At 70.7% G+C, this 25663-nt stretch carries 23 protein-coding genes; 9 read left to right on the forward strand and 14 right to left on the reverse strand.

Features of this window, described 5'->3' with window-relative positions:
* Positions 1-198: 198 nt before the first annotated feature.
* The 3 genes from ACQ5BE_RS08375 to ACQ5BE_RS08385 form a co-directional block, all read right to left on the reverse strand.
* Positions 199-1764, reverse strand: coding sequence for a CehA/McbA family metallohydrolase (locus ACQ5BE_RS08375; protein WP_430296577.1), 1566 nt, complete (start codon positions 1762-1764; stop codon positions 199-201).
* Positions 1765-1902: 138 nt separating this feature from the next.
* Positions 1903-4401, reverse strand: coding sequence for an alkaline phosphatase family protein (locus ACQ5BE_RS08380; RefSeq protein ID WP_430296579.1), 2499 nt, complete (start codon positions 4399-4401; stop codon positions 1903-1905).
* A gap of 74 nt (positions 4402-4475) precedes the next feature.
* Positions 4476-6194, reverse strand: coding sequence for a phosphodiester glycosidase family protein (locus tag ACQ5BE_RS08385; protein ID WP_430296581.1), 1719 nt, complete (start codon positions 6192-6194; stop codon positions 4476-4478).
* A 203-nt stretch (positions 6195-6397) separates the two neighbouring features.
* Between ACQ5BE_RS08385 and ACQ5BE_RS08390 the strand changes: the two genes are divergently transcribed.
* Positions 6398-6643: a hypothetical protein gene (locus tag ACQ5BE_RS08390; protein WP_430296583.1), complete on the forward strand. Its 246-nt coding sequence runs from the start codon at positions 6398-6400 to the stop codon at positions 6641-6643.
* A gap of 110 nt (positions 6644-6753) precedes the next feature.
* On the opposite strand, the gene ACQ5BE_RS08395 is transcribed toward ACQ5BE_RS08390, so the two are convergent.
* On the reverse strand, positions 6754-8451 hold the full coding sequence (locus tag ACQ5BE_RS08395) for a phospholipase C (protein ID WP_430296585.1): 1698 nt from the start codon (positions 8449-8451) through the stop codon (positions 6754-6756).
* 437 nt (positions 8452-8888) lie between these two features.
* Here ACQ5BE_RS08395 and ACQ5BE_RS08400 point away from each other — a divergent pair, with 437 nt between their 5' ends.
* On the forward strand, positions 8889-10289 hold the full coding sequence (locus tag ACQ5BE_RS08400) for a CHAD domain-containing protein (RefSeq protein ID WP_430296586.1): 1401 nt from the start codon (positions 8889-8891) through the stop codon (positions 10287-10289).
* Here ACQ5BE_RS08400 and ACQ5BE_RS08405 read toward each other — a convergent pair.
* The 10 genes from ACQ5BE_RS08405 to ACQ5BE_RS08450 all read right to left on the reverse strand — a co-directional run bounded on the left by ACQ5BE_RS08405 (position 10284) and on the right by ACQ5BE_RS08450 (position 19755).
* Positions 10284-11234, reverse strand: coding sequence for a DUF6454 family protein (locus ACQ5BE_RS08405; protein WP_430296587.1), 951 nt, complete (start codon positions 11232-11234; stop codon positions 10284-10286). The two genes, ACQ5BE_RS08400 and ACQ5BE_RS08405, sit on opposite strands and share 6 nt — an antisense overlap.
* Complete coding sequence (locus ACQ5BE_RS08410) at positions 11224-12903, reverse strand: inositol monophosphatase family protein (RefSeq protein ID WP_430296618.1); 1680 nt, start codon at positions 12901-12903, stop codon at positions 11224-11226. Before ACQ5BE_RS08410 ends, ACQ5BE_RS08405 begins: the two co-directional genes overlap by 11 nt.
* A gap of 5 nt (positions 12904-12908) precedes the next feature.
* Positions 12909-14012: an ABC transporter ATP-binding protein gene (locus tag ACQ5BE_RS08415; protein ID WP_344298765.1), complete on the reverse strand. Its 1104-nt coding sequence runs from the start codon at positions 14010-14012 to the stop codon at positions 12909-12911.
* Between the two features lie 7 nt (positions 14013-14019).
* The gene (locus tag ACQ5BE_RS08420) at positions 14020-14844 is read right to left on the reverse strand and encodes an ABC transporter permease (protein WP_430296588.1); all 825 of its coding nucleotides are present in this window, start codon (positions 14842-14844) and stop codon (positions 14020-14022) included.
* Positions 14844-15818 carry an ABC transporter permease gene (locus ACQ5BE_RS08425; RefSeq protein WP_430296589.1) on the reverse strand — a complete coding sequence of 325 codons (975 nt, stop codon included), beginning with the start codon at positions 15816-15818 and terminating at the stop codon, positions 14844-14846. Before ACQ5BE_RS08425 ends, ACQ5BE_RS08420 begins: the two co-directional genes overlap by 1 nt.
* The gene (locus ACQ5BE_RS08430) at positions 15815-16975 is read right to left on the reverse strand and encodes an extracellular solute-binding protein (protein ID WP_430296590.1); all 1161 of its coding nucleotides are present in this window, start codon (positions 16973-16975) and stop codon (positions 15815-15817) included. Before ACQ5BE_RS08430 ends, ACQ5BE_RS08425 begins: the two co-directional genes overlap by 4 nt.
* A gap of 268 nt (positions 16976-17243) precedes the next feature.
* Positions 17244-17921 carry an SGNH/GDSL hydrolase family protein gene (locus tag ACQ5BE_RS08435; RefSeq protein ID WP_430296591.1) on the reverse strand — a complete coding sequence of 226 codons (678 nt, stop codon included), beginning with the start codon at positions 17919-17921 and terminating at the stop codon, positions 17244-17246.
* Positions 17918-18286: a DUF3467 domain-containing protein gene (locus tag ACQ5BE_RS08440; RefSeq protein WP_208709783.1), complete on the reverse strand. Its 369-nt coding sequence runs from the start codon at positions 18284-18286 to the stop codon at positions 17918-17920. Before ACQ5BE_RS08440 ends, ACQ5BE_RS08435 begins: the two co-directional genes overlap by 4 nt.
* A 53-nt stretch (positions 18287-18339) precedes the next feature.
* Positions 18340-19413: an FAD-dependent oxidoreductase gene (locus ACQ5BE_RS08445; protein WP_430296593.1), complete on the reverse strand. Its 1074-nt coding sequence runs from the start codon at positions 19411-19413 to the stop codon at positions 18340-18342.
* Positions 19414-19473: 60 nt separating this feature from the next.
* Positions 19474-19755: a hypothetical protein gene (locus ACQ5BE_RS08450; RefSeq protein WP_430296594.1), complete on the reverse strand. Its 282-nt coding sequence runs from the start codon at positions 19753-19755 to the stop codon at positions 19474-19476.
* A gap of 267 nt (positions 19756-20022) precedes the next feature.
* Here ACQ5BE_RS08450 and ACQ5BE_RS08455 point away from each other — a divergent pair, with 267 nt between their 5' ends.
* The 7 genes from ACQ5BE_RS08455 to ACQ5BE_RS08485 are packed head-to-tail and all read left to right on the forward strand — an operon-like array spanning position 20023 to position 25635.
* Complete coding sequence (locus ACQ5BE_RS08455) at positions 20023-20934, forward strand: transporter substrate-binding domain-containing protein (protein WP_430296595.1); 912 nt, start codon at positions 20023-20025, stop codon at positions 20932-20934.
* 14 nt (positions 20935-20948) lie between these two features.
* Positions 20949-21899 (forward strand): amino acid ABC transporter permease, encoded by a 951-nt coding sequence (locus ACQ5BE_RS08460; RefSeq protein WP_430296596.1) that lies wholly within the window; start codon positions 20949-20951, stop codon positions 21897-21899.
* Positions 21896-22651, forward strand: coding sequence for an amino acid ABC transporter ATP-binding protein (locus tag ACQ5BE_RS08465; RefSeq protein WP_413248313.1), 756 nt, complete (start codon positions 21896-21898; stop codon positions 22649-22651). Before ACQ5BE_RS08460 ends, ACQ5BE_RS08465 begins: the two co-directional genes overlap by 4 nt.
* Before the next feature lie 34 nt (positions 22652-22685).
* Positions 22686-23312, forward strand: a complete 627-nt coding sequence (locus ACQ5BE_RS08470; protein WP_430296597.1) for an RraA family protein — start codon at positions 22686-22688, stop codon at positions 23310-23312.
* Positions 23297-24070, forward strand: coding sequence for a DUF1932 domain-containing protein (locus ACQ5BE_RS08475; RefSeq protein ID WP_430296598.1), 774 nt, complete (start codon positions 23297-23299; stop codon positions 24068-24070). The genes ACQ5BE_RS08470 and ACQ5BE_RS08475 overlap by 16 nt, the downstream gene beginning before the upstream one ends.
* Complete coding sequence (locus ACQ5BE_RS08480) at positions 24067-24654, forward strand: HD domain-containing protein (RefSeq protein ID WP_430296599.1); 588 nt, start codon at positions 24067-24069, stop codon at positions 24652-24654. The genes ACQ5BE_RS08475 and ACQ5BE_RS08480 overlap by 4 nt, the downstream gene beginning before the upstream one ends.
* Before the next feature lie 6 nt (positions 24655-24660).
* Positions 24661-25635, forward strand: a complete 975-nt coding sequence (locus ACQ5BE_RS08485) for a cyclase family protein (RefSeq protein WP_430296600.1) — start codon at positions 24661-24663, stop codon at positions 25633-25635.
* Positions 25636-25663 lie beyond the last annotated feature (28 nt).

The following is a 25663-nucleotide window of genomic DNA, read 5'->3' on the forward strand; positions in this document are numbered from 1 at the left end:
TCGGCATTTACGCAATCCTTATCCCGACGCGCACGCCTCAACGGCCCCTGAGTACTCGCACCGGTGAACACATGGTCCGCCCCGGATTCGCGGGTACTGATCGACCGCCGCGGCGGTCTCGATCACATCGGGCGACCAGGAGGCCGGGGTTCGGGACCCACGGCCTCCTGACAGCGCGCACTCGCCGAAAGCCCTGTGCTATTTGGCGCCGAGGAAGATCGGGTTGGTGAGCGCCGCCATGGGACCGAGCGGGAGGTTCGGGCCCATCTCGGTGCCGCTGCCGGAGGTGCCGTCGCCCTTAGGGTGGCGGACCTCGACCCGCAGGTAGGCGGCGAGCTGCGGCGTCGTGCGCCACGTGACGGTGCCCTGCCCTGAGGCGGGGAGCGCGACCTGCTGTGTCTGGCCCTCGTCGGTGATGAAGCGGACGACGCCGTTCGGCACCCCGCCGATCTTCGCCGTCACCGTGACCGGGGCGTCCGGGGCAACGTCGAGCCGCTCGCCGATGCCCGCGCTCTTCCCGCCGGACTTCACGGTGAGGTCGAGGGTGATGTCGGCCGACTCCGCGATCCAGGACCGGCCGTTCCGGATGCCGTCGAGGATCGCGTCATGGGAGAGGGCCGCGGCGTTGACCACGTTGTGGGGCCAGCCGATGACCTGCGGGACGCTGTGTGCGTCGCTGTTGCCCATGGCCGGCAGCCAGCGGCCTTTGCTCCGCACTGAGTGCACGAGCATCGAGTCCCACGTGCTGACGGACATCTCGTCATCGTGGGTCCACGGACCGGTCCAGACCTCGACGGCGTCGGCGTCGTCGTAGCCGAACTTCCACCGGCATGCCACGTACGGGCAGTAGGGGTGGGCGGGGACGACGAGGCCACCGCGGGAGTGGATGAGCTGCGCGGCGTCCTCGAAGCCCTTCTCCCGGGCGCGGTACCGCCAGTCGATCCAGTCTCCGGGCTGCAGGCCGAGGGCGAGGTAGTGGCCGTTGCGGGTCGTGACCTCCTCGCCCGTGAGGATCAGGAGGTCGTTGCCGGCGAGCGGCCCCCACGCCCCGTGGGAGGCGGGCGTGTTGTGGTCGGTCGAGATCATGAAGTCGAGGCGGCCGGCCCGGGCACCCGCGGCCACCTCCTCCGGGGTCCGCTTGCCGTCCGAGTAGACCGTGTGCAGGTGGGCGTCTCCGCGGTACCAGCCCGCACCCTTGCCGGCGACTGCCTGGGCCGGGTACTTGGGCTGGTACGGGGCGCCGTCGGGCCCGTAGTCGAGCGTGACGGTGACGGTGTAGTCGAGGCCTGCCTCGGCCACCTGGTAGGGCCCGAGGACGATGTTCCACGTGCCCTTGCCGACGGGGCCGGGGAGGTAACCGGGCGTCGCCTCGGAGGCGCTGATGAAGAACTCGGTGCGGAAGCCGCCGGACCAGCCGCGGAAGCCCTTGCCCTGGAGCCTCGTGCCCTGCTCGTCGAAGATGCCGATGTCGCACGAGTTCGAGAGCAGGCCCGGGGCCACCGAGGGCTTGCTGTAGGTGTAGGAGACGCTGATCCTGTTCACGCCCGCGGGGACCTCAACGGGCAGGTAGACGAAGTCGGCGGCGCCTGGGTCGAGGTGGCCGGTGAGCGTCTGGGTCTTCTGGGTGCCGCTGTCCGCGGCCGCGAAGGACATCGGGGCCAGGGTCAGCGCCGCGCCGGTGAGCGCTGCGGTCAGGAACCCGCGGCGGGAGGGGGAGAGGAGGGCAGGGGTGTCGGCCTCGTGAGCCTTGCAGGGGGATGTCACTCGCGACATGTTCACCATGCGGACTTAACATTTGGCGAAGTCCGGGCCAACGTGCTGCCAATTCGAGCTGGGCGCCCCCTGACAGCGCAGCCGCCGCGGGCGGACCCGCGGCGGCTGCGCTGGCGGCAGGAACCGGACTCAGTCGTCGCTGTCCCCGGCAGCCGAGGCGGAGCCCGCCCCGATCACGTGGTGCTGCGGCGCCGGCATCTCGGAGTCGGCGCCCTTGACGGACTTCCAGATCGCCTCGTTGAACGTGGCCTCGTTGATCTGGTCCTCCTTGGTCAGGTCCTGGGCCGAGGACTGCGCGGCGAGGGGCGCATTGGCACCGTTGAGCGCCGTCATCGGGTAGCTGGGCTTGACCGCCGTGTACGCCGCCGGGTTCGGGTTCGCGGTGAACGAGGCGCTCATCGGCGTCGCGTAGGCGTCGAACTGCGTGAGCGGCTTGAAGCCGGCGATGAGCCCGATGGTGCGGACCATCGAGGCGGTGCTGTAGAACGTCGAGTCGACCTTGCCCGTCTGCGTGTACGGGCTGATGGCCAGCGCCAGGGTCCGGTGGGCGTCGACGTGGTCCGCGCCGTTCTGGGCGTCGTCCTCCGTCACGAAGATCGCCGTGTCCTTCCAGATCGAGGAGTGCGAGACGGTGTCCACGAGCCGGCCGAGCGCGTAGTCGTTGTCCGCGACGTACGCCTGCGGCGTCGGCGCCCCGGCCTTGGTTCCCTGCGTGTGGTCGTTCGGCAGGCGGACGAACTGCACCGTCGGCACGGTCCCCGCCGAGACCTGGCCGGTGAAGTCCTTGATCCACTCGTCCACGCGCGGCGTGCCGCAGTTGGCCGCGAGCGGCGCGAACGTCCCGGTGGAGTCGGGGCACTTGAGGTCGTAGCCGCGGTAGGCACGGTCCGTCTTCGCGTCGAGCACCGGGTCGGAGGAGACCGCGCCGTTGGCGGTGTTGTTGACGAAGAAGCCGTAGTTCCGGAAGTTCACGCCCGCCTTGTCGAGCCGCTGCCAGACGTACGAGTTGCCCGGCTCCTGGGCCGCGTTCTCCGGGTTGCTGTTCTCGCTCGGGTAGGGCGCCTTGCGGCCGGAATAGTTCGCCGGCCACATCTGCTCGGCGTACGGGTTCGAGTTGGCCTGGGTCACCCAGTTCCAGCCGTTCGCGCTCACCTCGGCGTCGGCGTAGAAGTTGTCGATGGTCGTGAACTGCTTCGCGAGGGCCCGGGTGTTGGGGGCGGAGTCGTCGCCGAAGAGGGTCAGGCTCGGATCGCCGTTGCCCTTGCCGATGTCGCCGAGCACCTGGTCGTAGGTCCGGTTCTCCTTGACCACGTAGATCACGTGCTTGATCGGGCTCTGGCCGCCGGGCTGGGCGGGCACGACGGCGCCCACTCCCGTTGTTGCCGGCCGGTTGTTGTTCTTGACCTGCTCGGTGGCCTTCTGCAGCTCGCCCCCGGTCGGGACGGCGTAGCTGCTGAGGGTGCCCTTGATCATGGAGCCGGAGTACTGGTCCTCGGCGGTCTTATTGGGCGAGGTCGGGTCGGGGTGGCCGGGGCCGTCGTTGGGCCCGGCGCCGAGGCCCTTGGCGTTGGTCACGTGGAGGGCGCCGTCGCGGAAGGCGAGCGAGGACGGGTACCAGGCGCTCGGGATGACGCCGGCCACGCTGCTGTCGGAAAGGTTCACCACCGCGACGTCGTTGTTCCCCGAGTTCGCGACGAACAGTCGGCCGCCCTTCTCGTCGAGCGCGAGCCCGGTCGGGTTCGTGCCGACGGGGGCGTCCTGGTAGGGCGAGAGGCTGATGGTCTTCGCTTCGCCAGAGGCGGTGTCGACGGCGCTGACGGTGTCGGCGTCGCCGTTGGCCACGAAGAGGGTCTTGCCGTCACCGGTGATCGTGGACTTGTTCGGGTGCAGCCCGACGGTGAGCGTACGCACGACGGCGGGCTGGTCACCGGAGACGTCGACCACACTGACGTCGGAGCCGCCCTGGTTCGTGACGTACGCGGTCTTCCCGTCCGGGGAGAGGGACACGGCAAAGGGCTTGCTGCCCGCCGGGGCGGTCTGCACGGCGCCGGTGGCCGTGTCGATGACGGAGACGGCGTCGCCGAGCTGGTCCGCGACGACGATCTTGGCGCCGTCGGGCGTGACGGCGAGGCCGGCGGGGTAGAGGTTGAGGGCCTTGCCGTCGGGCGTCTTGGTCGGGAGGGCGAGGGGCGCGCCCTCGGTGAGCTTGCCGCCGTCGAACGCGAAGGTGCGGATCTTGGCGTTCGTCGCAGCGGAGGCGTAGGCCTTGGTGCCGTCGGGGCTCCAGGCGAGCCCGACGTAGAGGGACTCGGGCGTCTTGTACGTCAGGGTCTGCTCGACCTCGCGGTCGGCGACGTCGACGAGCTGGAGCGACTGGGTGCCCTGGCCGTTGTTGGTCACGAGGAGGCGCTTGCCGTCGGGGGAGAGGGCCGAGTTCAGCGGGAGGTCGCCCAGGACGGTCTGCTCGCCCCAGGGGGTGACGCGCTGGCCGGTCGGGGTGACCGCGGTGCCGTCGCCGGAGGGCCCGGCAACGTGGGGGGCCACTGCGACAGCGATGCCCCCGCCCACGAGGGCGAGGGCTGCCGTGGCCACGATGGTTCTGCGGGAGGTCTTTGACAGTCTTGTCATACCCATGACAGTACGGAGGGCAGCTTAACTGCACCCCGTCCTTCGGTGACGTCCGGGTGACCGTCAGTGAGTCGTCAGTCGGTGGCCTTGCGCCCGGGGAGGACGAGGAGCGCGTCTCCGACGGCCCGCTCGGACCCTCCGGACGGGCTGGTGACGAGGGCGCCGTCGGCGACCATCGCCGTCGAGCCCCCGCCGTCGAGGTTGATGGCCTGGACCATGCCGAGCGAGGCCGCCACGTCCGCGGTCTCCTTGATGCTCAGGCCGAGGCGGTCGGTCTGGCGGCCGTCGGCGGTGACGATGAGGGTGCGGCCCTGGGCGTCGACCCCGGCGAAGGTGCGGGGGTTCCGCTTGTGGACCCAGCCGTAGTAGAAGCTGTTGCTGTCGCCGGTGTGGACCATCCCGTCGCGGCGTGCGGTGATGTTCTCGGCCCCGTCCTGGATCAGCAGGGGGCCGCCGTTGACGACGCTCGTGGACTTGTCCGTGGTGAGGGCCTTGCCCTTCGAGTCGAGCAGGTCGGTGCTGAGCTGGAGCTGGCGCCCCTCGGGGGCCAGGGCGCGCAGCTGGGCGGCGGCGGACCCGGTGGCCTGGATCGTGCGGCCGCCCGCGGGGACGGCCATGCCTCGGTGCTCGTGCACCTCGGAGACGCGCCCGGAGCCGTCCAGGACGACCTCGAGCCCATCGCCCGAGGGGGTCTGGGGGCCGAAGTCGGGCGTGAAGGCCACGAGCTCGTCGGCGTGGGTGCAGGTGACGTCGTGGAGGGGGAGAGAGGTGGGGCTGTCGCCGGTGCCGCCGCAGTTGCGGATGAGGCCGGGCACCCGGTCGATGCCGTCGAGGACCAGCTCGTCACTGCCGGCGCGGACGGACCCGTGCCAGGCCAGCCGCTCGACGGAGGTGCGGTTGTGCTGGCCGTCGACGACGAGCGCCGGACGGTCGCCCACCGGCTCGCTGAGCGTGCGGCCGCCGTAGACGCCGACGCCGGCCGGGTCGCCTTCAGCGCCGGCCTTCGGATCGAAGGTGAAGAAGCCCCCGTTGACGCCGGCGAGGGCGCCTTCGGCCTGGGCCAGGGCGCTGACGGTCTCGCGGCCCTGCAGGTCCGGGCCGAAGGAGGCGCTCAGCTGGCCGGTGTACGCCCGGGGGTCGATCGTGAGGACCTCGAGCTTCCACTGTCCGTGGCTGTTGTCCCCGCTGGCCGAGTCGCCGTCCCAGCCGGTGTAGACCAGCGACGAGGCGTAGCCGGCGGCCTTGATCTGCGCGACGAGCGCGGCGCCGTCGGCCTTGGCGGCGAAGTTCCCGGCGCGGACGCGGTAGCCGAGCCGGCCGCCAGCGTCGGCCAGCTGCGGGGAGTCGACCGACTCCACGCGGGCCTCCACGCCCGCGGCGCGGAGGCGCTCGGCCGTCCGCTCGGCGGCCGATTGGCTGGAGAGGGCCGCCGCCGGGGCGTCGGGGTCGGGGGAGTCGGAGGGGATGGCGACCTCGGCGGTCCAGAAGAGCGAGGCGCTGGGGGCGCCGCGGGTGATCGAGGTGCGGGTCACGCCGGGGGCGAGCTGGGCGGCCGTGCGGGTCTCGGGGAGGTCGGGGGCACCGAGGTCGAGGTGGGCAACCTGGGCGGCCGTGCGGGTCTCGGGGAGGTCGGGGGCACCGAGGTCGAGGTGGGCAACCTGGGCGGGGGCAGTCGAAACGGCGGCGGGCACGGTCTCGGCGGACGCGGGCACCGCGGGGGCGATGAGGGCGGCGGCCGCGGCGACAGCACAGGCGGCGTAGAGGCGGGGGGAGTTCCAGATGGGGGCAGACACGGCGTCCAGCGTAGGTGCGCCGCTGAGCTGTGAAGACCCTGTTTCGCAACTGTTCATCGAGCCTTGGCGCCATGCGGAAAGGTGTTCACGGCGCGTTCACGCCCTCGTCGGTAATCGGCCCGGCCGCCTGAGGGTTCACCGGGAGTTCACCCGAGAGCGGTTTCGCGGCGCCTGGGCACGGGAACCGGCAGAGCATGGCGCGAATGACACGCAACCGGCATGCGGGCAAAGACGACACGGCACCTTCCATTCAGACGACGGAACCGGATTCCTCCTGGCATCAGGTGGGGGCAGGCGACCGCGTCATCGTCGAGTTCCCAGACGGGAGGAGCGTGCAGGGCCGGCTCGACGACCTCACCGGCGACCTCGGGGCGGTGTGGGTGGTGGCCGACGGCGACCGCCGCCGCATGCTCCACCCGTCGGACGGGTTGACCGTCGGGCCGGCCTGATACACCCGCCGCTCCCGAGAGGGCGGCAGGGAACAGCGAGGCCGGGCCGGAACCACAGGGTTCCGGCCCGGCCTCTTTCGGCTCAGGGGGTCAGCGCGATCCCAGTGCGGTCAGCCGTTTCCGCCCTTGGCGTTCTCGTGGGTGATGGAGGCGACTGCGCCGGTCTGCTCGTTGAGCAGGACCTTGTCGTTGCGCAGGTGGTGGAAGTTGAACATCGCCTCGAGGGAGCCGGCGCCGGCGTCGGCGGACGCGTCGCCGATCTGGCCGGTGCCCCAGTTGTCCTCGATGAAGCGCAGGATCGAGGCCTGGTCGGTCTGGGTGTGGTCCACGAAGTTCTTCTTGGCGTAGGGCGAGATGACCAGCAGCGGCTGGCGCGGGCCGGGCCCGCAGCGGTCGGCGTACCCACCGGCTTCGGGGACGCCCTTGTTGTAGGCGTCCAGGCACCACGCGGCGTCGTCGGGGCTGTTGGAGGAGTTCTTCACCGCGGCGGCGACGTGGTCGTACCACCCGTCGGAGTCGTCGTAGGCCAGCACGATGGCCGTGGAGTCCCAGTTCGGGGAGTTCTGGATCGCGTTGATCTGGGCGGTGATGAAGTTCTGCTCGTCCAGCGGGTCCGAGTAGGAGGCGTGCCCGTCCTGGTAGTTCGCGGCCTTCAGGAAGGAGACGGCAGGCATGTTCGAGCTGTTGACGACCTTGTCGAAGTCGGTGAGGTCGTACTGGTGGTTGGCCTGGCCGCTGTGCCCGATCTCCGCCTCGCTGGCCGGGGGAAGGTGGTGCGGGTTGGCGGTGGAGGCGTAGTACTGGAACGGCTGGTGGTGCGGGTTGTAGTCCGTGCTGGAGACCCCAGCGACGTTGCTGTGCTTGGCGAGGCACGCGGCGGGGGCGGTGCCGGTGGCCGCCGTGGTGGGCGTGAAGCCGCCCTGGAACCAGCCCCAGCTCACGCCCTTGTCGTTGAGCAGGTCGCCGATGTTCTTCCCGGTCATCCCGGCCAGGTTGTTGGCCTTGGCGTGGCTGTTGTTGGAGCAGTCGTCGTAGACCGGGTCGGGGTCGTTGATCATCGTCCCCACGCCCTGGGCGTCGGGGACGCGCACGGCGTAGTCGCTCGCGGTGGGCACCACCGGCTGGCCTGCGGCGGTGAACTCCCGGGTCCCGTGGGTCTGGCCGGAGACGAGGTTGATCGCGCCGGGAGAGGAGGGGCCGAAGACGGTGCTGAAGTGGCTGTCGCTCATGGCGTAGTTCTGGGCGTAGTTCCAGATGCCCGTGACGGTGTTCCCGTCGTAGTAGTCCATCGTCAGGCCGGGGCGCCCGTACTGCCCGGGGGCGCACGCGTCCCGGCTGGTGAACTGGACGAACTTGTCCATGGCGCCGCCGTTGTACGCCTTCTGCTCGGCGGTGTAGGTGTGGTCCTGGTCGCACGTGACGGCCTGCATCGGGCTGAGCCGGTCGGGCTGGACCGTGTTCGGGTTGTTCGGGGCCAGGAGGCCATCGCGGGACAGGGTGGCGATGTCCTTCGGCGTGTCCTCGGAGGCGGTGAACGAGGGGGCCTTCGCTGTGGAGCCCTGGAGGGTCTCGCCGGCGGCGTTCTTCGCGTTGGGGTAGGTGGCGAAGTAGTGGTCGAAGGAGACGTTCTCCCCGAAGATGACCACCACATGCTTGATGGGGGTCGCGGTGGACGCCTGTTCGCCGGCGGAAGCCGGGGCGGAGCCGAGGCCCAGGGCCCCGGCGGTCAGGGCAGTGGTGGCCAGGGCGGCGGCGCCGGTGGCAGCCAGAAGGCGCCGGCGCGGCCGAGGCCGTGGGGGGTTGTGCATGGGAGTCCAATCGTTTCGGTGCCTACCGTCCGGGATCGGTCTCCCGGCGGCTCCATATCTCCACAGGTGCGGGTACCGGAACCAGGCGCCCCAGCCGCAGCGTGCCCCCTCTGCTTGACGGCAGGACTCGGAGTGTCGTCGAGGTTCCGTGTGCCCTCGGCACCCTACCGGCGTGGATTGAACCTGAGGTGAACGTGCGGTGTCAACGCAGCAGTTCGTCCGTCCCTGCCGCGTCAAGAGCCCGGGACGCGATATTCAACCGGGCAGGGATGCCGCGCCTTCGGCGCCTCCACGGCTGGTCAGAGCCCGCGATGGGGCTCCTACAATGCTGCATGGCCAAGACACTCGCGAATCGCGGTCCTGTCGTGCTCGACGCCTCTCCGGCAGACAGGTTTCCGGCCCTCCAGACGATGGCAGGAGTCGCCAGAGTCGGCGAGATGACCGAATCGGACGTGCACGACGAATACTTCGACACCACCGACCTGCGACTCGCCGGCCGCGGTATCGCGCTCTACCGTCGCACCGGAGGCGGGGACGAGGGATGGCACCTCGAACTGGACCGGACTGGCCCCCAGCGGCGAAGGACTGAGCCCTTGGGCACCGCGGAGTCGCCGCCGTCGGCCATCGCGGAGGCGGTTCAGGCCTACCAGCGCGGTCGGCCGCTCGAGCCCGTGGCCCGGGTCAGGACCAGTCGCCGCACGTCTCCTCTGATCGGCAGCGGAGGGCGCGTCGTAGCCGAAGTCAGCGATGACCATATCTGGACAGAGCCGCTGGTCGGGGACGGAGCTTCCGACGCTTGGCGGGAGTGGCGGATCGAGGTCGCGGACGGGCCGCCGGAGGTCGGCGAGGCGCTTCGGCATGCCTTCGCCGGGACCAAGCCTGACCGGGGGCTCAGCCATCTGGCGCGGGCCCTAGGCGCTGAAATGCCAGACCAGCAGGCCACGCGTCCCCGGCCGAAGGACAGGGCCGCCGGGGCCTTCTTGGACTATGCCGAGGCCCAGGTGGATGCTTTGCTCGAACTTGACCCACTCGTGCGCGAAGACGCCCCCGACTCAGTCCACCGCATGCGGGTTGCCTGCCGCCGGCTGCGTTCTGCCCTATCCACCTACCGGGTATCGGTGGGCAAGGAACGAGGGAAGGGCCTGCGCGACGAGCTGCGCTGGCTCGGACAGATCCTCGGCCGTGTCCGGGACGCCGAGGTCATGCGCGAGCGGCTGGAAGACCTCGTCCGCGCCGAGCCAGCAGACCTTGTCATGGGCCCGGTGGACGTGACCCTCGCCGAGGACCTCGGAGCGGAGTACCACCAGGGTTCGGCTGCACTCGCAGAGGCCCTCGCATCGGACCGCTACTTCAGCCTGCTGGACGCCCTCGAGGCCCTCGCCGACGATCTGGCCGCACGCAGGGGCACTAAGGGCGGGAAGTCCGAGAAGCTGACCGTCGAACAGCTCACGAAGCGCGACGCCAGACGACTCACGGCGGCGGTCCAGGCCGCCGCCGTCGCCAGAGGAACCGACGACGCGGACCGGCATCTGCACGAGGCCCGCAAGGCCGCGAAGAAGCTCCGCTATGCCGCGGAGTCCGCCTCAGCCTTTGGTGCGAAGACGGCACGCCGGATCGAGAAGCGTTCCCACAGGGTCCAGCAGGTTCTCGGTGACCACCAAGACAGCGTCGTCACAGCCGAGCTCCTGCGCCGTCTCGCCGTCGAGGCCTACGGCCGCGGAGAGAACGCCTTCAGCTACGGCCGACTCCACGCCCACGAGCAGCATCTTGCAGAAGCCGCCGAGGCACAGTTCTACAGGCTCCGCGACAAGCTTCCCGGCTCCCTGGGCGGCTCATGATCGAGCGGTACCCGTGCGCAGCCTTCCGGACGGCGGTGCGGGCTCGGAGGCACGCGTGACCCGGTAGGTGAGGATCTCGGTTCCGCAGCGCTCGTGGCCGTCGTCCGGCGCCACGTGCAGGAGCACGTCGTCGCCCTCGCGGGTCAGCACGAACGGGTTGCGGAAGACGCTGTGCCCCGCCGCGCTGAAGAGGGGTACCGGGACGTCTGCGGCGATCCGGCGTTCGTCGACGTGGACGACGGCGACGCCTCCGAGCTCGTACTTCCCACCGTGGCCGTCGGGCAGCTCGCTGATGCCGGCGCAGATGAGCCTGTCGGCGCCGTCGTGCTGGGCTTCCTGGAAGTCGAGGTGCTGGCTCGGGTTGTCCCACGCGTCGGGCTCTCCGGGGAGGAGCCGGCCGTCGGCGGCCTCGCTGAGATGCCAGCGGTAGAAGCGCCGCGATCCCCAGCTCGCACCGTGGAGCATGTTCCGCTGGGGGTCCGGGACGAGCCAGGTGATGTGGTCGTCAACCTCGAAGCGCTCGACGAGGTCGAGGGTCACGGGGTCGAGCGTGTAGATGAGGCTGCGCGAGTGGGAACGGTATTCGCCCACCGGGACCCACAGCAGTCCGCCGGTGTAGTCGATCCCGCTGGGATGGTAGGCGTCGCCTTCGCCCACGGCGATGTCCGCGGCCAGCGTCCCGTCGCGCTCGATGACGAGCACGTGGCCGCGCCCACGGCCCGGAGAGCGGCGGGCGGGATCGCCGTCCCCGGGGGTGAGGGGTTCAGGCGGGTCCAGGACTTCGACGGTGGTGAGGAAGACGCGGCCGGCGGCCAGGGTCATGCCCTGCGGGTGGTGGGTGGCGAAGGCGAGCGGGAGCCGGCGCACGAGTTCGAAGCCCGTGCGCCGGGTCCAGCCGGCGACCTCGGCTGAGAGGCTGCCGTCCCGCACGGGTTCAGCCCACATGGGGCGCCTGCATGGCCACGGTCCGCGCGCGTTCCCGTCCGGCGCGCAGGGCCGCGGACCAGACTGCGTGCAGCTCAGCCGCCTGGTCGGGCCGGGCAGCCATGATGCCCCCGGACTCGGGCCATGCCGTCTCCCGGCCCTGCTCGTCGAGCAGTGTCCCGCCGGCCTCGCGCACAAGGAGTGCGGCGGCGAGGTGGTCGATGGGGCTGAAGCGGGCGATCACGCTGCCGGCGCCCCGCCCGACGGCGACACCCGCGAGCGTGAGCGTCCCAGAGCCCATGACGCGGAGCGTGGAGAACCGCGCGCTGAGCGCCGCGAGGAAGCCGTCGAAGCCGGGCCAGGGCTCATGCCCGAGCAGTTCCGTGGCGACCACGGTGCCGGCGAGCGTGCTTGCCTGTGCGGCGGCGTCGCCGTCGTGCTCAATGGGTGCCTGCTCCTGCCCGGAGGCGAGGTGGAGCCGGGTGCCGTCTGCCTCCGCGCCGTAGCCTGCGACGGCGGAGTACAGGTGCCCGCGCCACACGTCCGCCACGACGGCGACGAGCGGTTCGCGGTCGATGGCGAGGGCGAGCGAGAAGGCGGTCCACGGCATGCCGTTGGCGAGGTTCGCCGTGCCGTCGACAGGGTCGACGTACCAGCAGGGGACGCCCGGCTCGGGGGCGCCGCCGAACTCCTCTCCCACCACGAGGTGGCCCGGGAGCCGCGCTGAAATCACCTCACGCACGTGGCGCTCTACCGCGAGGTCGACGTCCGTGACGTGGTCGGCGGCGTTCGCCTTGGTCCGCACGGTGCCCAGGGCGGCGGCACGGGTGTGGTCGATGGCCCACTGGGCGAGCTCGTGGGCCACGGCAGCGGCCGCGAGGAGTTCGTCTCCGGCAAGGTGCCGCGGCGGCTGGGCGGCAGCCCACGTCTCGGGGGCTTCCGCGATGACGCGGTGCAGCAGCGAGAGCCGGTTGGTGGTGATCGCGTCCGCGCCGAGGGCCAGGGCCCAGCGCATCCCGTCCGCCGAGTCGACCGTCCAGCAGGTCATGAGCGCGCCAGCCGCGTGCGCCGCGTCCACGAGCTCCGGGCTCAGGACGGCATAGTCGGAGTTGACCGCTGCCGGGCGGAGCCGCTCGAGGAGCTCCGCCGGGGGCAGGTCCCGGCGGTTCCACGGAAGCCACACGCACGCGTCCGCATCAAGGTCCCGGATCACCGTCATGGCCTCGAGGTTCCCGCACCACGCCACGCGCGCCGCCTCACGTCCCGCTCGGGCCGCCGCCTCGGAGTGGGCGCGCACGACGGCGGCACTCGCCTCGGCCGGGCGGGGCTCGTCCATGTCGATGACCAGGACAGCGGGAGTCCCGGCCACGGCGTCGAGGGCGTCGGCGAGGAGTGGGATCCGGCAGTCGCCGTCGCCCAGTCCTGCGGCCTCGGCCCAGCCGATGTCGGCGATGTGCCGCGGGTCGTCCCAGAGTCGCTCGAGCGTGGCGTCGTGGAGGAGCACCACGTGCCCGTCGCGGGTCACGCGGACGTCGATCTCGACGAAGTCGGCACTCGCCTCCACCGCCGCGCAGACGGCCGCGATGGTGTTCTCGCGGTGCCGTTCGACATGCCCGCGGTGGGCGGTGGCGAAGGGGCCGTGGGCGCTCGGGGCGCCGGTTCGGACCTCGAAGGGCGCCCGTGCAGGCATCGCGCTCACGCGGCCGAGCCCTTTCCGGAGAGCCTGCCGTCCTCGAAGTCCAGCCACTTGGTGATCCTCGCGTACCCCCGGGTCCCCACTGTGGGCGGGGTCCCCGTCACGAAGCTGCGCAGGGCTGCGTCCTCCCGTGTGAGGTGCAGTTCGGCGAAATGGCCGCGCGGCACCACCCGGTCGACGGTCGCCGGCGTCCAGCCGCTTCCCGTCGCATCCGTCCCGAGGACGTCCGCGGTGAAGACCACGTCCTCCGGACGGACTCCGACCATCCCGCTGCCGCGCGTGAGGCGGCCGTCCTGGATGCGGCCCTCGAGCCGGTTCAGGCTCCCGATGAACGTTGCCACGAACTCGGTGGCCGGGGCGCTGTAGAGCTCGGCGGGCGTGCTGAACTGCTCGATCCGGCCCTCGTTCATGACGGCGATCCGGTCGGACATGGACATGGCCTCCTCCTGGTCGTGCGTGACGATGAGGGTCGTGATGCCGAGGCGCTGCTGGATCTCGCGGATGTCCTCGCGGACCTTGACGCGCAGCTTGGCGTCCAGGTTGGAGAGGGGCTCGTCGAGCAGGAGCAGCTCGGGCTCCTGGACGAGCGCGCGGGCCAGCGCCGTGCGCTGCTGTTCGCCGCCGGAGATCCGCGCGGGCCGCGAGTCCCTGTGGTGGAGCAGGTTCACCAGGGCCAGGGCGGCGTCCACCCGCTCGGCGATCTCGGCCTTGGGCCTCTTGCGGAGCTTGAGCGGGAAGCCGACGTTCTTCGCCACGGTCATGTGTGGCCAGAGCGCGTAGTTCTGGAAGACCATGGCGCTGGGCCGCTGCTCGGGTCCCAGGTGGGCCACCTCGCGGCCTCCGACGCTGATGGAACCTGAGTCCGGGGCCAGGAAGCCGGCGATCATGCGCAGCGTGGTGGTCTTGCCGCAGCCCGAGGGGCCGAGGAGGGAGACGAGCTCCCCGGGCTGGACGGCCATGTCGAGGTTGTCGATGATGGTGCGGCCGCCCAGGACCTTGTGCAGGCCGCGGACCTCGAGCCCGGCGGCGGACGGCACGCGTCCTGCGGCCGGGGACGCCTTCGCGCTGTCGGTGTTCGGTGTGGTGGAGGTCGTGGTGTTCATGGTGCCTCTACTTGATCTGGAAGCCCTCGGCGAGCTGGCCGCCGACGATGTGCTTGTGCGCAGCCAGAAGCAGCGCCACGGAGGGGATGGCGAGCAGGATCGAGAAGACCGCCGCCACCTGGGTCGGGTAGTTCAGCACGAGCGTGTACATCTGGGTCGGCATGGTGAAGTAGTCCGGGGCTCCCACGAGGTACGTGCCCTGGGCCTCGTCGAACGAGGCCAGGAAGCTCATGATCGCCGCGACCAGGATGCCCGGCAGCGCCATGGGCAGCGTCACGGAGAAGAACACGCGCAGCTTCGACGCGCCAGCGTCCCGCGCAGCCTCTTCCAGGCTGCGGGGCACGGCTGCGAACGCGGCCGACGGGATCCACGTCATGAACACGACGGTGCCGAGGAGGTGCACGATCAGGATGCCCAGGATCGAGTTCATCAGGTTCAGCGTGTAGAAGAGCGCGGCGAGGGAGACGAACAGCCCCATCTTGGGGAAGGCGTTGGCCGCGAAGAGCCCGATGAGGAAGAACCGCCGCCCGGGGAACTCGAAGCGTGCGAACGCGTAGGCGGCCGGGAGGCAGATCACCGCGGAGACCAGGACGGTGATCGGGGCGAAGAACAGGGAGTTCTGCACCGCGACGCCGAGGGCGCTGTCGCTGAACACCAGGCCCCACCACTTCAGGGTCCACCCGTCCGGCAGCAGGTTCGGGTAGGTCCAGTTGGTGGCGAACGCGCGCACAGCCAGCCATGCGAGCGGGCCGATGATGAACACGGCCAAGGCCAGGGCGAAGAGGACCGCGAGGGTCCCGGTGAGGGCACGGCGTGCCGAGGAGCTCTGCATCAGACGGCCCCGCTTTCCTTGGCCGAGCGGAAGTTGGCCCAGACGTAGACGGCGGCGATGCCCGAGGCGATCGCGAACACGACGAACGCCATGACGACGGCCTGCTGGGGCTGGTTGAACGCCGAGAAGTAGTTCGACATGTCCACCCCGAGCATGTTCGGCGAGTTCGGGCCCGTGAAGTACGGGACGGTGAACGAGCCGAGGATCCCGATGGCCGTGAACGTCGTGGCAATGATGATCGGGACCCCTGCCATGGGGACCACGACGGCGGTGACGACCCTGAAGAAGGAGGCACCGGCGTCGCGCGCGGCGTCGATCATCGCCTGGGGCACGGCCTGGAGCCCGGAGGTGACGAGCAGGGTCGCGAAAGGCAACGAGGTCCACACCGAGCCGATGACGACCGTGACCATGGTGAAGGACCATACCGGGAAGTCCAGCCCGAGCTGGGCCGCGGCGCTGCGCAGGAAGCCATCCGCCGAGTAGAAGCCGAGGATGGCCCACGAGGCGATCACCACGGGGATGAACAGCGGCACGACGGCCAGCGCGGAGAGCACCTTGCCGACTATGCCGCCCCTGAACTTCAGGTACAGCCCGATCCCGGCGGCGAGCAGCACGACCACCGTGGTGCTCACGAGGGTGACGACGACGGTCACGGCGAGGTCGCCGAGGAACCGCGGGCTCGTGAACATGTCGGTGTAGGCGCCGAGGGTGGGGGCCCCGCCGTCGGCCTCGTGCACGTTCTGGCCGATCACCGAGATGGTGCGGTTGAGGCCGCCGGTGAAGCCGAGGCTGAACGCGAACGCCAGGACGATCGGGAACCCGATGAAGAGCGCTATCAGGACGATGGGCGGCAGGGCCATCGCGAAGCCGGCGGCCCGGCCCGCCCCCGCCCGCCGCGCGGTCGGGCGGAGGGGACGGACGGGGCGGGCGGGAGCGGGCGGCTCCTCGCGGACCTTGGTGGATTCGGCTGTCACTGGCCGGGGACCTTCTGGTCCCAGAGGTTGTTCATGTCCTTGGACATCTGGTCGAAGTAGCCCTTGCGGAGGTTGTTCGTGTCCGCGTTCTGGAACTTGTCCCGGACATCAGCGGGAAGCTTGTCGAGGGAGATCGCCGGGTAGCCGGAGATCTCCTTGACGATCTCCGCCTGCTGCTCCGGTTCCAGGACGAAGTTGGCGAGCTTGAGGGCGGCGTCCTTGTTCGGGGTGTTCGCCGGAATCCCGAGGTACGCGGCACCGCCGGTGAAGGAGGGGTCCGAGATCTGGGCGGCCTTGACCGTCGCGGGGATGGAGCCGTTCGCGGACCCGGTGATGAACTGGTCCGACCAGACCGGGGCCATGGAGATCTGGCCGCTGGCCAGCAGTTCCAGGGTCTGCTTGTTCCCGTTGGGGTAGACGCCCTTCTGGTACACGTACGGGTTGAGGCTCCGCAGCGTGTCGAAGCCCTGGTCCCACGTGGACTCGAGGTCCTTCTCGTAGCCGACCGTCATCTTCTGGCGCGCGTCGGCCGGGATGTACTTGTCGAGCACAGTCGCGGCGAACGACGCGCCGGATCCGCCGGACTTCGGCGAGTTGTAGGTGAACTTGCCCGGGTTCGCCTTGATCCAGGCCAGCAGGTCATCCAGGGTCTTGGGCGGTGTCGGGACGGATTTCGTGTCGTACGCGAGCAGCACGGACGAGCCGCGATACGGGATGCCGCCGGTGCCCCCGGCCTTCACCACGTCCGCGGGGACGTCGCCCAGCGCGGCGACCTTGCCGGTGTCCATCGGCTCGAGCAGGCCCGCCCCGGAGGCCTTGGCGACGAACCCGCCGTCGACCAGGTCGAAGTCCGCGTCCTTCTTCTGTTCGACCGAGCTCGTGAGCTTGGCGAGCGTCTGCGCGTCATGCTCACCGTGGAGGTCGATCTGGACCTGGACCTTGTAGCCGGGGTTCGCCTTCTCGAAGGCGGGGGCCAGCTCCTTCTCCCACAGGTTCTGGATGTTGGTGTCGCCGCTGATGAAGACCCGGACGGTCTTCGAGCCCGCATCACCGGCCGCGTTGTTCTTCGCGGCCGTGCTGCTCTGAGCGCACCCGGTGACGGCGAACGCCAGCGCGGTGACTGCGGCAGCAGAGCGCAGCACAGTAGTGATCTTCATGGATCTCTCCCAAGAGCGTGGACGAAGGGCACACCGGAGGCGCGCGTTCTGCCGGTTGCTGCAGGCGCAGTGTGCGCGTACAGGGCGGCCGCCCGGGCCCTTCGTCTGATTTCGATAGGTCGTCACCGCGCCGCACCACAGGTGGGCAGAGCGCGTCGGCGCGCCGCTTGACGGCGCCGACCCCCACCGAAACTAAACACGCTTGTCCTGACTAACGGTCAAAGTCAGGGTTACTGGAAGGTAAAGCACTGCGGGTCGCCGAACAGCCTCACCCGCGCAGCAGTGCCGGCAGCTCCGCCACCACGGCCTCGGCCATCCGCGAGCCGCCCGCGGCGTTCGCATGGATGCCGTCGTCGCTCAGGCCCGCGCGCCATGTCCCGTCCGGGGCCATGACGGCGGAGGTGACGTCCAGCCAGCCGATCCCGCGCTCGCCGGCCCAGCCGTGCAGGAGCGTGTTCAGCTGCAGCACCTGTGCCCCCTGCGTCGCCGAGGGCGGCACCGAGACGAGGACGGGGCGCACGCCGCGCTCGCCGACAGCGCCCACCAGCCGCTCGACGTCGGCCGCGGCCCGGGCGGGGGAGGAGCCGGCGAGCAGCATGTCGTTGGTCCCGGCCTGGACCAGGACCGTCCCGCCGCGCCGGGTGGCCTCGGGCACGCGGGTCAGCAGCGCCACGGAGGTCCAGCCGGGGTAGGAGGCGAGGGTGCCGAGCTGGGCGCCGGGAACACCGCCGTCGCCCACGGACTGCCGGAACCACGAGCCCGGCCAGCCCGGGTGCGAGTCCCCGAGCACGCTGACCGTCTCGGTCCCCGCCGGCGCCGCGCCCCCGAACAGCTGCCGCGGGTCGAGTCCGGCGCCTGCCCAGCGGGGCGCGGTGACGGCGGCCGCCGCCAGCACGACGGCGAACGCGCCCACGAGCGCGGCCGCCCACCGCGTGCGCCGGCTCACGGCTCGCCGTCCACGCCCTCGTCGTCGATGCGGATCTCACGGCCCTGGGAGTCGAACAGCGGCCGCGCCGGCGGCTTCCGCCCGGTCTCCTGCTCCCACAGCCCCAGCTGCCGGGTCAGGGCGGCGGCGAGCTCGAAGACCTGCTCCGGGGGGATCCGGATGCGGCTCACCACCCGGCCGGGGATGAGCTCGGACGGGGTGCCGTCCGGCCCCTCGCCGGGGGTCGGGGGCTGCGTCAGGGCGACGAAGTCGAGCACGAACACGTTCGGCGTGTGCCACAGATTCGCGAAGTCGGCGAACCGGCCCTCGATGTTTTCCTCTGGCAGGGAGATCTGGAAGACCTTGGGTAGTTCGTCGTCGGTCATTCCCCCATCATGGTGCAGCCCGGCGCGCTACGCGAAGTGCCGTCCGGCCCGGCTCACGGCGCGGCCCGCTTGGGCGAGCCGGCGGACGACGGCGCGGGGCGGCGTCGTGCGAGCAGCGCACCGACCGCTGCGACGAGGGTGTCGCGGGCCCACGGGTGGGACTGGAGGTTGGTGAGGCGTGCCATGACGCGGGAGCCGAGGACGGACTTCTGGGTCGGACGACGCCGCTCGGCGTCGTACCGCGCGAGGCCTTCCGCGACGCTGGGGGCGGCCAGGAGGGCCTCTCCGAGGGTCAGGCCGTCGACGAGCGACTCGCACCCGCCGCGGCCCAGATGCGGGGACATGGCGTGGGCGGCGTCGCCGACGAGGGCGATGTTTCCGGAGACGTAGCTCTTGAGCGGGGCCAGGTCCTCGATGCGGCGGCGGTCGATGTCCTGGGGCGTGAGGGAGTCGAGGACCTCGTGGACGGCCGGGTGCCAGTCCCTGTAGAGGGCCTGGAGGACGGCGAGGGGATCGTCGTCGCGGGTGCCGGCGAGGTCGGCGCGCACGCCGGCGTACCAGTTGGAGCCGCCGCCGGGGAAGGGCGCGCGGCCGAAGATGAGGTTTCGGCCCCACGTCTCGGTGGGCCCGGTGCTCGCGACGGGGGCGACGCCGCGGAAGGCCACCGTCCCGCCGTCCCTCAGGCGTGCCTCGGGGAAGGCGGCGGCGCGCACGGAGGAATGGACGCCGTCGGCCGCGATGATCACGTCCGCCTGGGGCAGGTCCGCGAGGGAGCGCACGGCGGCCCCGAAGCGGACGGTGCCCTCGGGGAGGCCCGCGTAGAGGCCCTCGTTGATGCTGATCCGGCTCACCGCGTGGGACTTCTGCGGCAGCGTGAGGCTGGCCAGGACTCGGCCGTCCGGGCGGAGCAGGGTGCCGGAGGTGATGTCGATGGACTGCAGGCGGTCCGTGAGGCCGAGTCGCTCCATCGCAGCATAGGCCGTGGGCCAGACCCCGATGAGCGTCCCGGAGGTGGAGAGGGTGCTGCTGCGCTCGAGGACCTGCACGTCCCACCCGCCCTCGGTGAGCGAGCGGGCGGCGGCGAGTCCTGCGATGCCGGCACCGACAATGGCTGCTGTCCCCTTCATGCCTCCACGCTACTGCTCCGCAGCCGAGGCCGCTCGGCCCGCTCGCGAGCGGTCCTCAGGTCAGGTGGCCGGCTGCAGCTCCGGCGCGGGTGCGGCTGGGGCTGCTGGCGCGGGGAGCGGCGTCACCGGGGCCGCGGCGCGCGCGGCGAGCGGGCCCCGGGTCCGCGGCGCACCCCGCCGGGAGGTCAGGGCGACGACGAGCCCATAGACGAAACCGAACGTTCCTGCACCCGCCCAGAGCACGACGGCGGTGGCCTCTGGCACCTCCTCCCCGGATCCGAGGATCGCGGCCGCGACCAGCGCAGCGCAGACGGAAAAAGGCAGGGCATAACGCCACTTCATGATGTGTCCCCCATCAAGATGCCGGCCGAGCCGGCGAAGAAATTCGACCCAGGTCCAGCGGCAGACGCCGGGAGACCTTCACTCAGCATCATACGCCGACCCCAGCTGTCCCCTTCGGCGGAAGGGCGGCGCTGTGACGCTGCCGGGATGCTGCCTGCCTTGACATCCGCCAATGTGGTCCAGCACACTGTATCTACTGATAGTTCCTATCATACAGTGATAGACAAGTGCAGCCAACGGCGGCTGCTGAACCGAGGAAAGATGTCGATGAAGAGATTGATCCGCAATACCGTCACCTTGGGCGCGGTCGCTTCCCTGGCCCTGATGCTGGGCGCCTGCGGCAACAGCACGGCTGCGAATAGCGCTGCGGCTGGCGCGTCGGCCGGCGCATCGAGCAGCGTGGACCCCAGCCTGTCCAAGCTGGTTCCGGATGACATCCGGTCGAAGGGCACCCTCGCTGGAGGGGCCTCGTTCGACACCCAGCCGATGAACTTCTACGCCCCGGGCAACAAGCCGGACGGTGTCCTGATCGACCTGCTCAACGGGGCTGCCGGGAAGCTGGGCCTGTCGATCAAGTGGTCCCAGATCCCATATTCGGGCCTGGTCCCGGCCCTGCAGTCCAAGCGGGTCGAGATCGCCGGAGCGCAGATCAGCAAGACGCCTGAGAACAACGGTGTGGTGAACCTGCTCGCCTTCTACAAGGCGTCCTCGAGCCTCCTGGTCCCGGCAGGCAAGGACTACGCCGCGGATACCGATGCCTGCGGCACGCGATTCGGCCTGACCACGGGCTCGACGGTGAACAAGAACATCGCCGATTCCATCAACAAGGAATGCCAGGAGGCCGGCAAGCCCGAACTGCAGTACCTGTACTTCCCGAGCTTCAATGCCGGGCAGGATGCGATCCGTGCCGGACGCATCGACTCGTTCCTGAACTCCACCCCGCAGATCCAGCTGGCCGTCAAGGCCGACAAGAGCATGGCCGCCACCCTCGTCGGCAAGCTCGCCACCCGGGAGACCGGCGTCGCCCTCCCGAAGGAGTACTCGCAGCTCACCGAGGCGTTCCAGGCGGCCTTCAACGCCATGATCGCGGACGGCTCGTACAAGACGATCCTGGACAAGTGGGACTTGGCGACGATGGCCGTCGACAAGGCCGAGATCAACGACCAGATCCCGATGTGATGAAGCAGGCCCTCATGCAACCCTCACTCAACCGCCCGGATACCGCCGTGGCTGCCCCCGCCCGTGGCCCGCGCCTGGAAGTTCCGGACACCGTCGCCGTGAAGAGGCACTACGGCCGCTGGCTCACCGTCGCCGTCCTCGCAGCCATCGCCTTCGGCGTGGTGAAGTCCCTCGCGCAGAACCCCCAGCTCGAATGGGACGTGGTCGGCCAGTACCTCTCCGACGGCCTGATCATCGAAGGCCTCGGAGAAACCCTGGTCCTCGCGATCCTCTCCATGGTCGGCGCCACCGCGATCGGGCTCCTGTTCGGGTTCTTCCGGCTCAGCACGAACCCGGTCCTCCGCACGGTGGGCAGCCTCTACGTGTGGGTCTTCCGCAGCGTCCCGGCCCTGATCCAGATCCTCTTCTGGGGAAACCTGGCCCTGTTCGCCCCGCGGCTCGGCCTCGGCATCCCGGGCACCGGCCTGACGCTCTTCTCGGCGCCCACCAACGACGTGCTCTCTCCGTTCGCAGCCTCGGTCGTGGCCCTGTCGATCGCCAACGGCGCGTACCTGGCGGAGATCATCCGCTCGGGCCTGATGTCGGTGGACGAGGGCCAGCACCTCGCGTCCTCGGCCCTGGGCCTGACCTGGTGGCAGGCCCAGCGGAAGGTCATCCTGCCGCAGGCCCTGCGGGTCATGATCCCGCCCGCAGGCAACCAGTTCATCACCCTGCTGAAGGAGACCTCCCTTGTCTCCGTCATCGCCGGCGGCGACATCCTCAGCAAGGCCGAGAACATCTCCGGCTACAACCTCAGGACCATCGAACTCCTGATCGTCGCGGCCATCTGGTACCTGCTCGTCACGAGCGCTGCGACCCTCGGGCAGAACATCATCGAGCGCCGCACCGCCCGTGCCCAGCGCCAGCAGAAGCGCAAGGCCCGGCCGGCCGAGACCCCCGTGAACGCCCAGGAGGCCACGCGATGAGCAGCGTCGACATCGTCAACGTCCACAAGAGCTTCGGCGAGAACGAGATCCTCAAGGGCATCGACATGCACGTCGGCCAGGGGGAAGTGGTCTGCCTCCTCGGCCCCTCCGGGTCCGGGAAGAGCACGCTCCTGCGCTGCGTCAACGGGCTCGTCATGCCGGACAAGGGCCACGTCTCCGTCGGAGGCACCCTGATCGGGCGCAAGGTGCACGGGGGGAAGCTGCACGACCTGAGCGGGCGCGAGGCCGCGACCCAGCGGGAGCAGATCGGCATGGTCTTCCAGCAGTTCAACCTCTTCCCCCATCTGGATGTCCGCGACAACCTCATGCTCGGCCCCCGCGCCCACAGGCTGGGCGGCAAGGCGGAGCTCGAGGAGAAGGCCCACCGCCTCCTGGGCAAGGTCGGACTCTCGAACCGTGCCAAGTCGTACCCGGCCCAGCTCTCGGGCGGCCAGCAGCAGCGGGTCGCCATCGCCCGGGCCCTGATGATGGAGCCCGACCTGATGCTCTTCGACGAGCCCACCTCGGCCCTCGACCCCGAGCTGGTCGGCGAAGTGCTCGACACCATGCGCTCCCTCGCCCAGGACGGCATGACGATGATCGTCGTCACCCACGAGATGGCCTTCGCCCGCCAGGTCGCCGACCGCGTCGTCTTCATGGCCGACGGGCACATCGTCGAGGACGCCACGCCGGCCCAGTTCTTCGACAGCCCCGGGACAGACCGCGCCCGCGCCTTCCTCCGCCTCGCCTGACCGACCCCCTGCACTACCGGAAAGACCAAGAATCATGTCACTGACAACGGAACAGCTCAGCCAGCGCCTTGCAGCGCTCCCCACCCCCAACATCGGCGACGCCATGGAGCGCCTCGGCGTCCTCGACTCCGCCATCAAGTCCGTATGGCCCGGAGGCCGCCTCGCAGGACCGGCCTTCACGGTCTGGACCCGTGCTGGGGACAACGCCTACATCCACCGGGCCCTGGCCGAGGCAGCACCCGGGGACGTCATCGTCGTCAACGGCCAGGGCGACGAGTCCCGCGCCCTCATGGGGGACCTCATCGGTGCCCGCGCCCGCAACGCCGGCATCGCCGGCTTCGTGATCGACGGCGCCGTGCGCGACGCCGTCGGCCTCGAGCAGGTGGGCATGCCCGTCTTCGCCCGCGCCACCTCACCCGCCGGCCCCTACAAGAACGGACCCGGGGCGCTCGGCTGCCCGGTGGCCGTCGGGGGCGTAGCGGTCCTCCCCGGCGACATCGTGGTCGGCGACGCCGACGGCGCCGTGGTCGTCCCCAGCGCCAGGGCAGAGGAGATCCTCCTGGCCGCCGAGGCAGTCCAGCAGGACGAGGCGGAGAGGATGCGCGCCATCCTCGCGGCGGCCAACGACGCCGAGGAGGTGGCCGCATGCGCTGCACGGTGATCGGTCTCGGCGAGGCAGGACGCACCTACGCCCACGCCCTCCAGGGCCTGGGCCACGACGTCCTCGGGTACGACGTCGCCCCCATCCCCACCCCCGAGCTGCGCCGGGCCGCGAGCATGGCCGAGGCCGTGGGACAGGCCGACGTCGTCATCGTCATGACGACGGCACGCGCCTCGCTGCCGGTGGCGCGCGATGCGGCGCCACACCTCGCCCCGGGCACCGTCTACGCCGACTTCACCTCCGCTGCGCCGTCCGCGAAGCTCGCCCTCGAGCAGGTGCTGCCCGCAGGGGTCCAGGCAGCCGACATCGCGATCCTCGGTCCCGTGATCTCCCTCGGTGTGTCCACGCCGCTGATGGCAGCGGGGCCGGGAGCGGCCCGGATCGCCGAGGTGATGCGGCCCGTGGGTGCGCCGGTCGAGGTGGTCCATGGTGCGCTCGGGGATGCGATGGCCCACAAGCTGCTGCGCAGCATCGTCATGAAGGGAATCGCCGCCGTGGTCTGCGAGGCCGTCGAAGCGGGACACCGAGCCGGCTACGAGGAGTGGGTGCGCGGACAGATCGCCGCCGAGCTCGCGGGAGACGGGCAGGCGACGATCGACCGCTTCATCACGGGCTCTGCCAAGCACGCCGCGCGCCGGGCCGATGAGATGGCAGTGGTGGCTGACTACTGCCAGGCCCTCGGCGCACCCTCGCACATGAGCGCGGCGGCGCACGAGTCCCTCCTGGCCCTTGCAGAGTCAGCGCTGAAGAGCGCATGAGCGGTCTCTACACCATTCAGGCAGGGAACCCGGGGCAGCGGCAGGAAGTGATCGCCGCGATGCCGAGGCTCGCAGAGATCGACCCGGACCTGCGGGAGAAGGCTGTCACGGCGTGGGTCAGCGCGTGGCTCTCCAGCACGCACAGCACGCTCGACGAGATGCCCTACTCGCTCCAGGCCCCGGAGTACCGGCTCCTCGACCACACCAACGAGGTGGCCGACGCCGGGGTCCTCCTGGCGGACTACGCCCACGGGCGATGGGGCGTGGCCCTGGACCAGGACGTCCTGCTGGCCGCGCTGGTGCTCCACGACATCGACAAGGCGCTCCTCTACACCCGCGCCGGCACCGATGTGGTCCCGGATCCGTCCCGGGCGGGTCTGCCCCACGGGGTCCTCGGCGCGTTGCTGCTGAAGGAGGCCGGCCTCCCGGATCACGTCGTGGCCCTGGTCGGCACCCACACCACGACGAGCCCGGTCCGGACCGACGGCCCCGAGGCCTGGGTCCTCCACTACGCCGACCTCTTCGCCTGCGACCACGCATTCCGCCTGGCCGCCGGCACCGTCCCCTTCTTCCAACGAGTCTGAAGGACCATGAGCGAGACCATTCCCACCTACGACCGGCTGCTCCTGCGCACCGACGCCCCGCCCGGCTCCAGCTGGGGGCTCTTCCCCGACGACGCCGAGCGGGGCATGGCGAACTTCGCGGGCCCCGAGCAGGTCCTCAGGGGCAGGGCCACGATCCGTGACGGCATCGTGTTCAGCCTGGACTACGCCGCGGACGCCTTCGAGCCCTCGATGTCCCGCAGCCGCCGGCCGCCCGCCCAGACAGTGACCTCGGCGCACCCGGACAGCTTCGACGACGTCTGGGACGGCTACTGGCCTCAGGCCAGCAGCCACATCGACGGCCTGCGCCACCGCAGGGCCCACGGCCACGGGTTCTACAACGGCGTGCCGGACAGCAGCGTCGCGGCGGGCACCCTGCACCTCGGGGTCCAGGCCTGGGCCGAGAAGCCGATCGCCGGCCGGGCGGTGATGGCCGACGTCGAACGCTACCGCGAGGACGCAGGCTCGCCGATCGACCACCAGGCCGGCGAACCCCTCACACTGGCCGATATCACCGCGACGCTGGGGGCCCAGGGGTCCTCCCTCGAGCCCGGCGACATCCTCCTGCTGCACACCGGCTGGGCCGAGTGGTTCCTCGGGCTGGACGCCGCCCACCGGGCTGATGCGAAGGCCAAGCGCAACACGACCGGCGTCGCCCAGTCGACCGAGTTCCTGGCGTGGCTGTGGGACAGCCGCATCGCCCTGCTCGGCACCGACACCTTCGCCGTGGAGGCGCTCCCCGCCAGCCCGGACAGCCCGTTCCGGGAGACAGGGGAGGACGGCGGGATGATGCACCAGGAGCTCATCGCCAAGCTGGGCTGCCCGCTCGGGGAGCTGTGGGACCTGGCCGAGCTCGCCGCCCACTGTGCCCGCAGGGGGCGCTACGAGGCCTTCCTGACGGTGAAGCCGCTGAACCTGCCCGGTGCCGTGGGCTCGCCGGCGAACGCCACGGCGATCGTGTAGCGGGGGCCGGCCGCCGCGTCGGCGGCGG

The sequence above is a fragment of the Sinomonas sp. B1-1 genome, from assembly GCF_050474465.1.
GTDB classification, from domain to species: Bacteria; Actinomycetota; Actinomycetes; order Actinomycetales; family Micrococcaceae; genus Sinomonas; species Sinomonas flava.

Bases quoted from the DNA above. Each gene is read 5' to 3' on its own strand.
- ACQ5BE_RS08450 (WP_430296594.1), bottom strand. From the start codon at position 19,755: ATGAAGTGGCGTTATGCCCTGCCTTTTTCCGTCTGCGCTGCGCTGGTC.
- ACQ5BE_RS08395 (WP_430296585.1), bottom strand. From the start codon at position 8,451: ATGCACAACCCCCCACGGCCTCGGCCGCGCCGGCGCCTTCTGGCTGCC.
- ACQ5BE_RS08390 (WP_430296583.1), top strand. From the start codon at position 6,398: ATGACACGCAACCGGCATGCGGGCAAAGACGACACGGCACCTTCCATT.
- ACQ5BE_RS08475 (WP_430296598.1), top strand. From the start codon at position 23,297: ATGCGCTGCACGGTGATCGGTCTCGGCGAGGCAGGACGCACCTACGCC.
- ACQ5BE_RS08430 (WP_430296590.1), bottom strand. From the start codon at position 16,975: ATGAAGATCACTACTGTGCTGCGCTCTGCTGCCGCAGTCACCGCGCTG.
- ACQ5BE_RS08410 (WP_430296618.1), bottom strand. From the start codon at position 12,903: ATGCCTGCACGGGCGCCCTTCGAGGTCCGAACCGGCGCCCCGAGCGCC.
- ACQ5BE_RS08380 (WP_430296579.1), bottom strand. From the start codon at position 4,401: ATGACAAGACTGTCAAAGACCTCCCGCAGAACCATCGTGGCCACGGCA.
- ACQ5BE_RS08420 (WP_430296588.1), bottom strand. From the start codon at position 14,844: ATGCAGAGCTCCTCGGCACGCCGTGCCCTCACCGGGACCCTCGCGGTC.
- ACQ5BE_RS08405 (WP_430296587.1), bottom strand. From the start codon at position 11,234: ATGTGGGCTGAACCCGTGCGGGACGGCAGCCTCTCAGCCGAGGTCGCC.
- ACQ5BE_RS08400 (WP_430296586.1), top strand. From the start codon at position 8,889: ATGACCGAATCGGACGTGCACGACGAATACTTCGACACCACCGACCTG.
- ACQ5BE_RS08465 (WP_413248313.1), top strand. From the start codon at position 21,896: ATGAGCAGCGTCGACATCGTCAACGTCCACAAGAGCTTCGGCGAGAAC.
- ACQ5BE_RS08445 (WP_430296593.1), bottom strand. From the start codon at position 19,413: ATGAAGGGGACAGCAGCCATTGTCGGTGCCGGCATCGCAGGACTCGCC.
- ACQ5BE_RS08440 (WP_208709783.1), bottom strand. From the start codon at position 18,286: ATGACCGACGACGAACTACCCAAGGTCTTCCAGATCTCCCTGCCAGAG.
- ACQ5BE_RS08480 (WP_430296599.1), top strand. From the start codon at position 24,067: ATGAGCGGTCTCTACACCATTCAGGCAGGGAACCCGGGGCAGCGGCAG.
- ACQ5BE_RS08415 (WP_344298765.1), bottom strand. From the start codon at position 14,012: ATGAACACCACGACCTCCACCACACCGAACACCGACAGCGCGAAGGCG.
- ACQ5BE_RS08455 (WP_430296595.1), top strand. From the start codon at position 20,023: ATGAAGAGATTGATCCGCAATACCGTCACCTTGGGCGCGGTCGCTTCC.
- ACQ5BE_RS08485 (WP_430296600.1), top strand. From the start codon at position 24,661: ATGAGCGAGACCATTCCCACCTACGACCGGCTGCTCCTGCGCACCGAC.
- ACQ5BE_RS08470 (WP_430296597.1), top strand. From the start codon at position 22,686: ATGTCACTGACAACGGAACAGCTCAGCCAGCGCCTTGCAGCGCTCCCC.
- ACQ5BE_RS08460 (WP_430296596.1), top strand. From the start codon at position 20,949: ATGCAACCCTCACTCAACCGCCCGGATACCGCCGTGGCTGCCCCCGCC.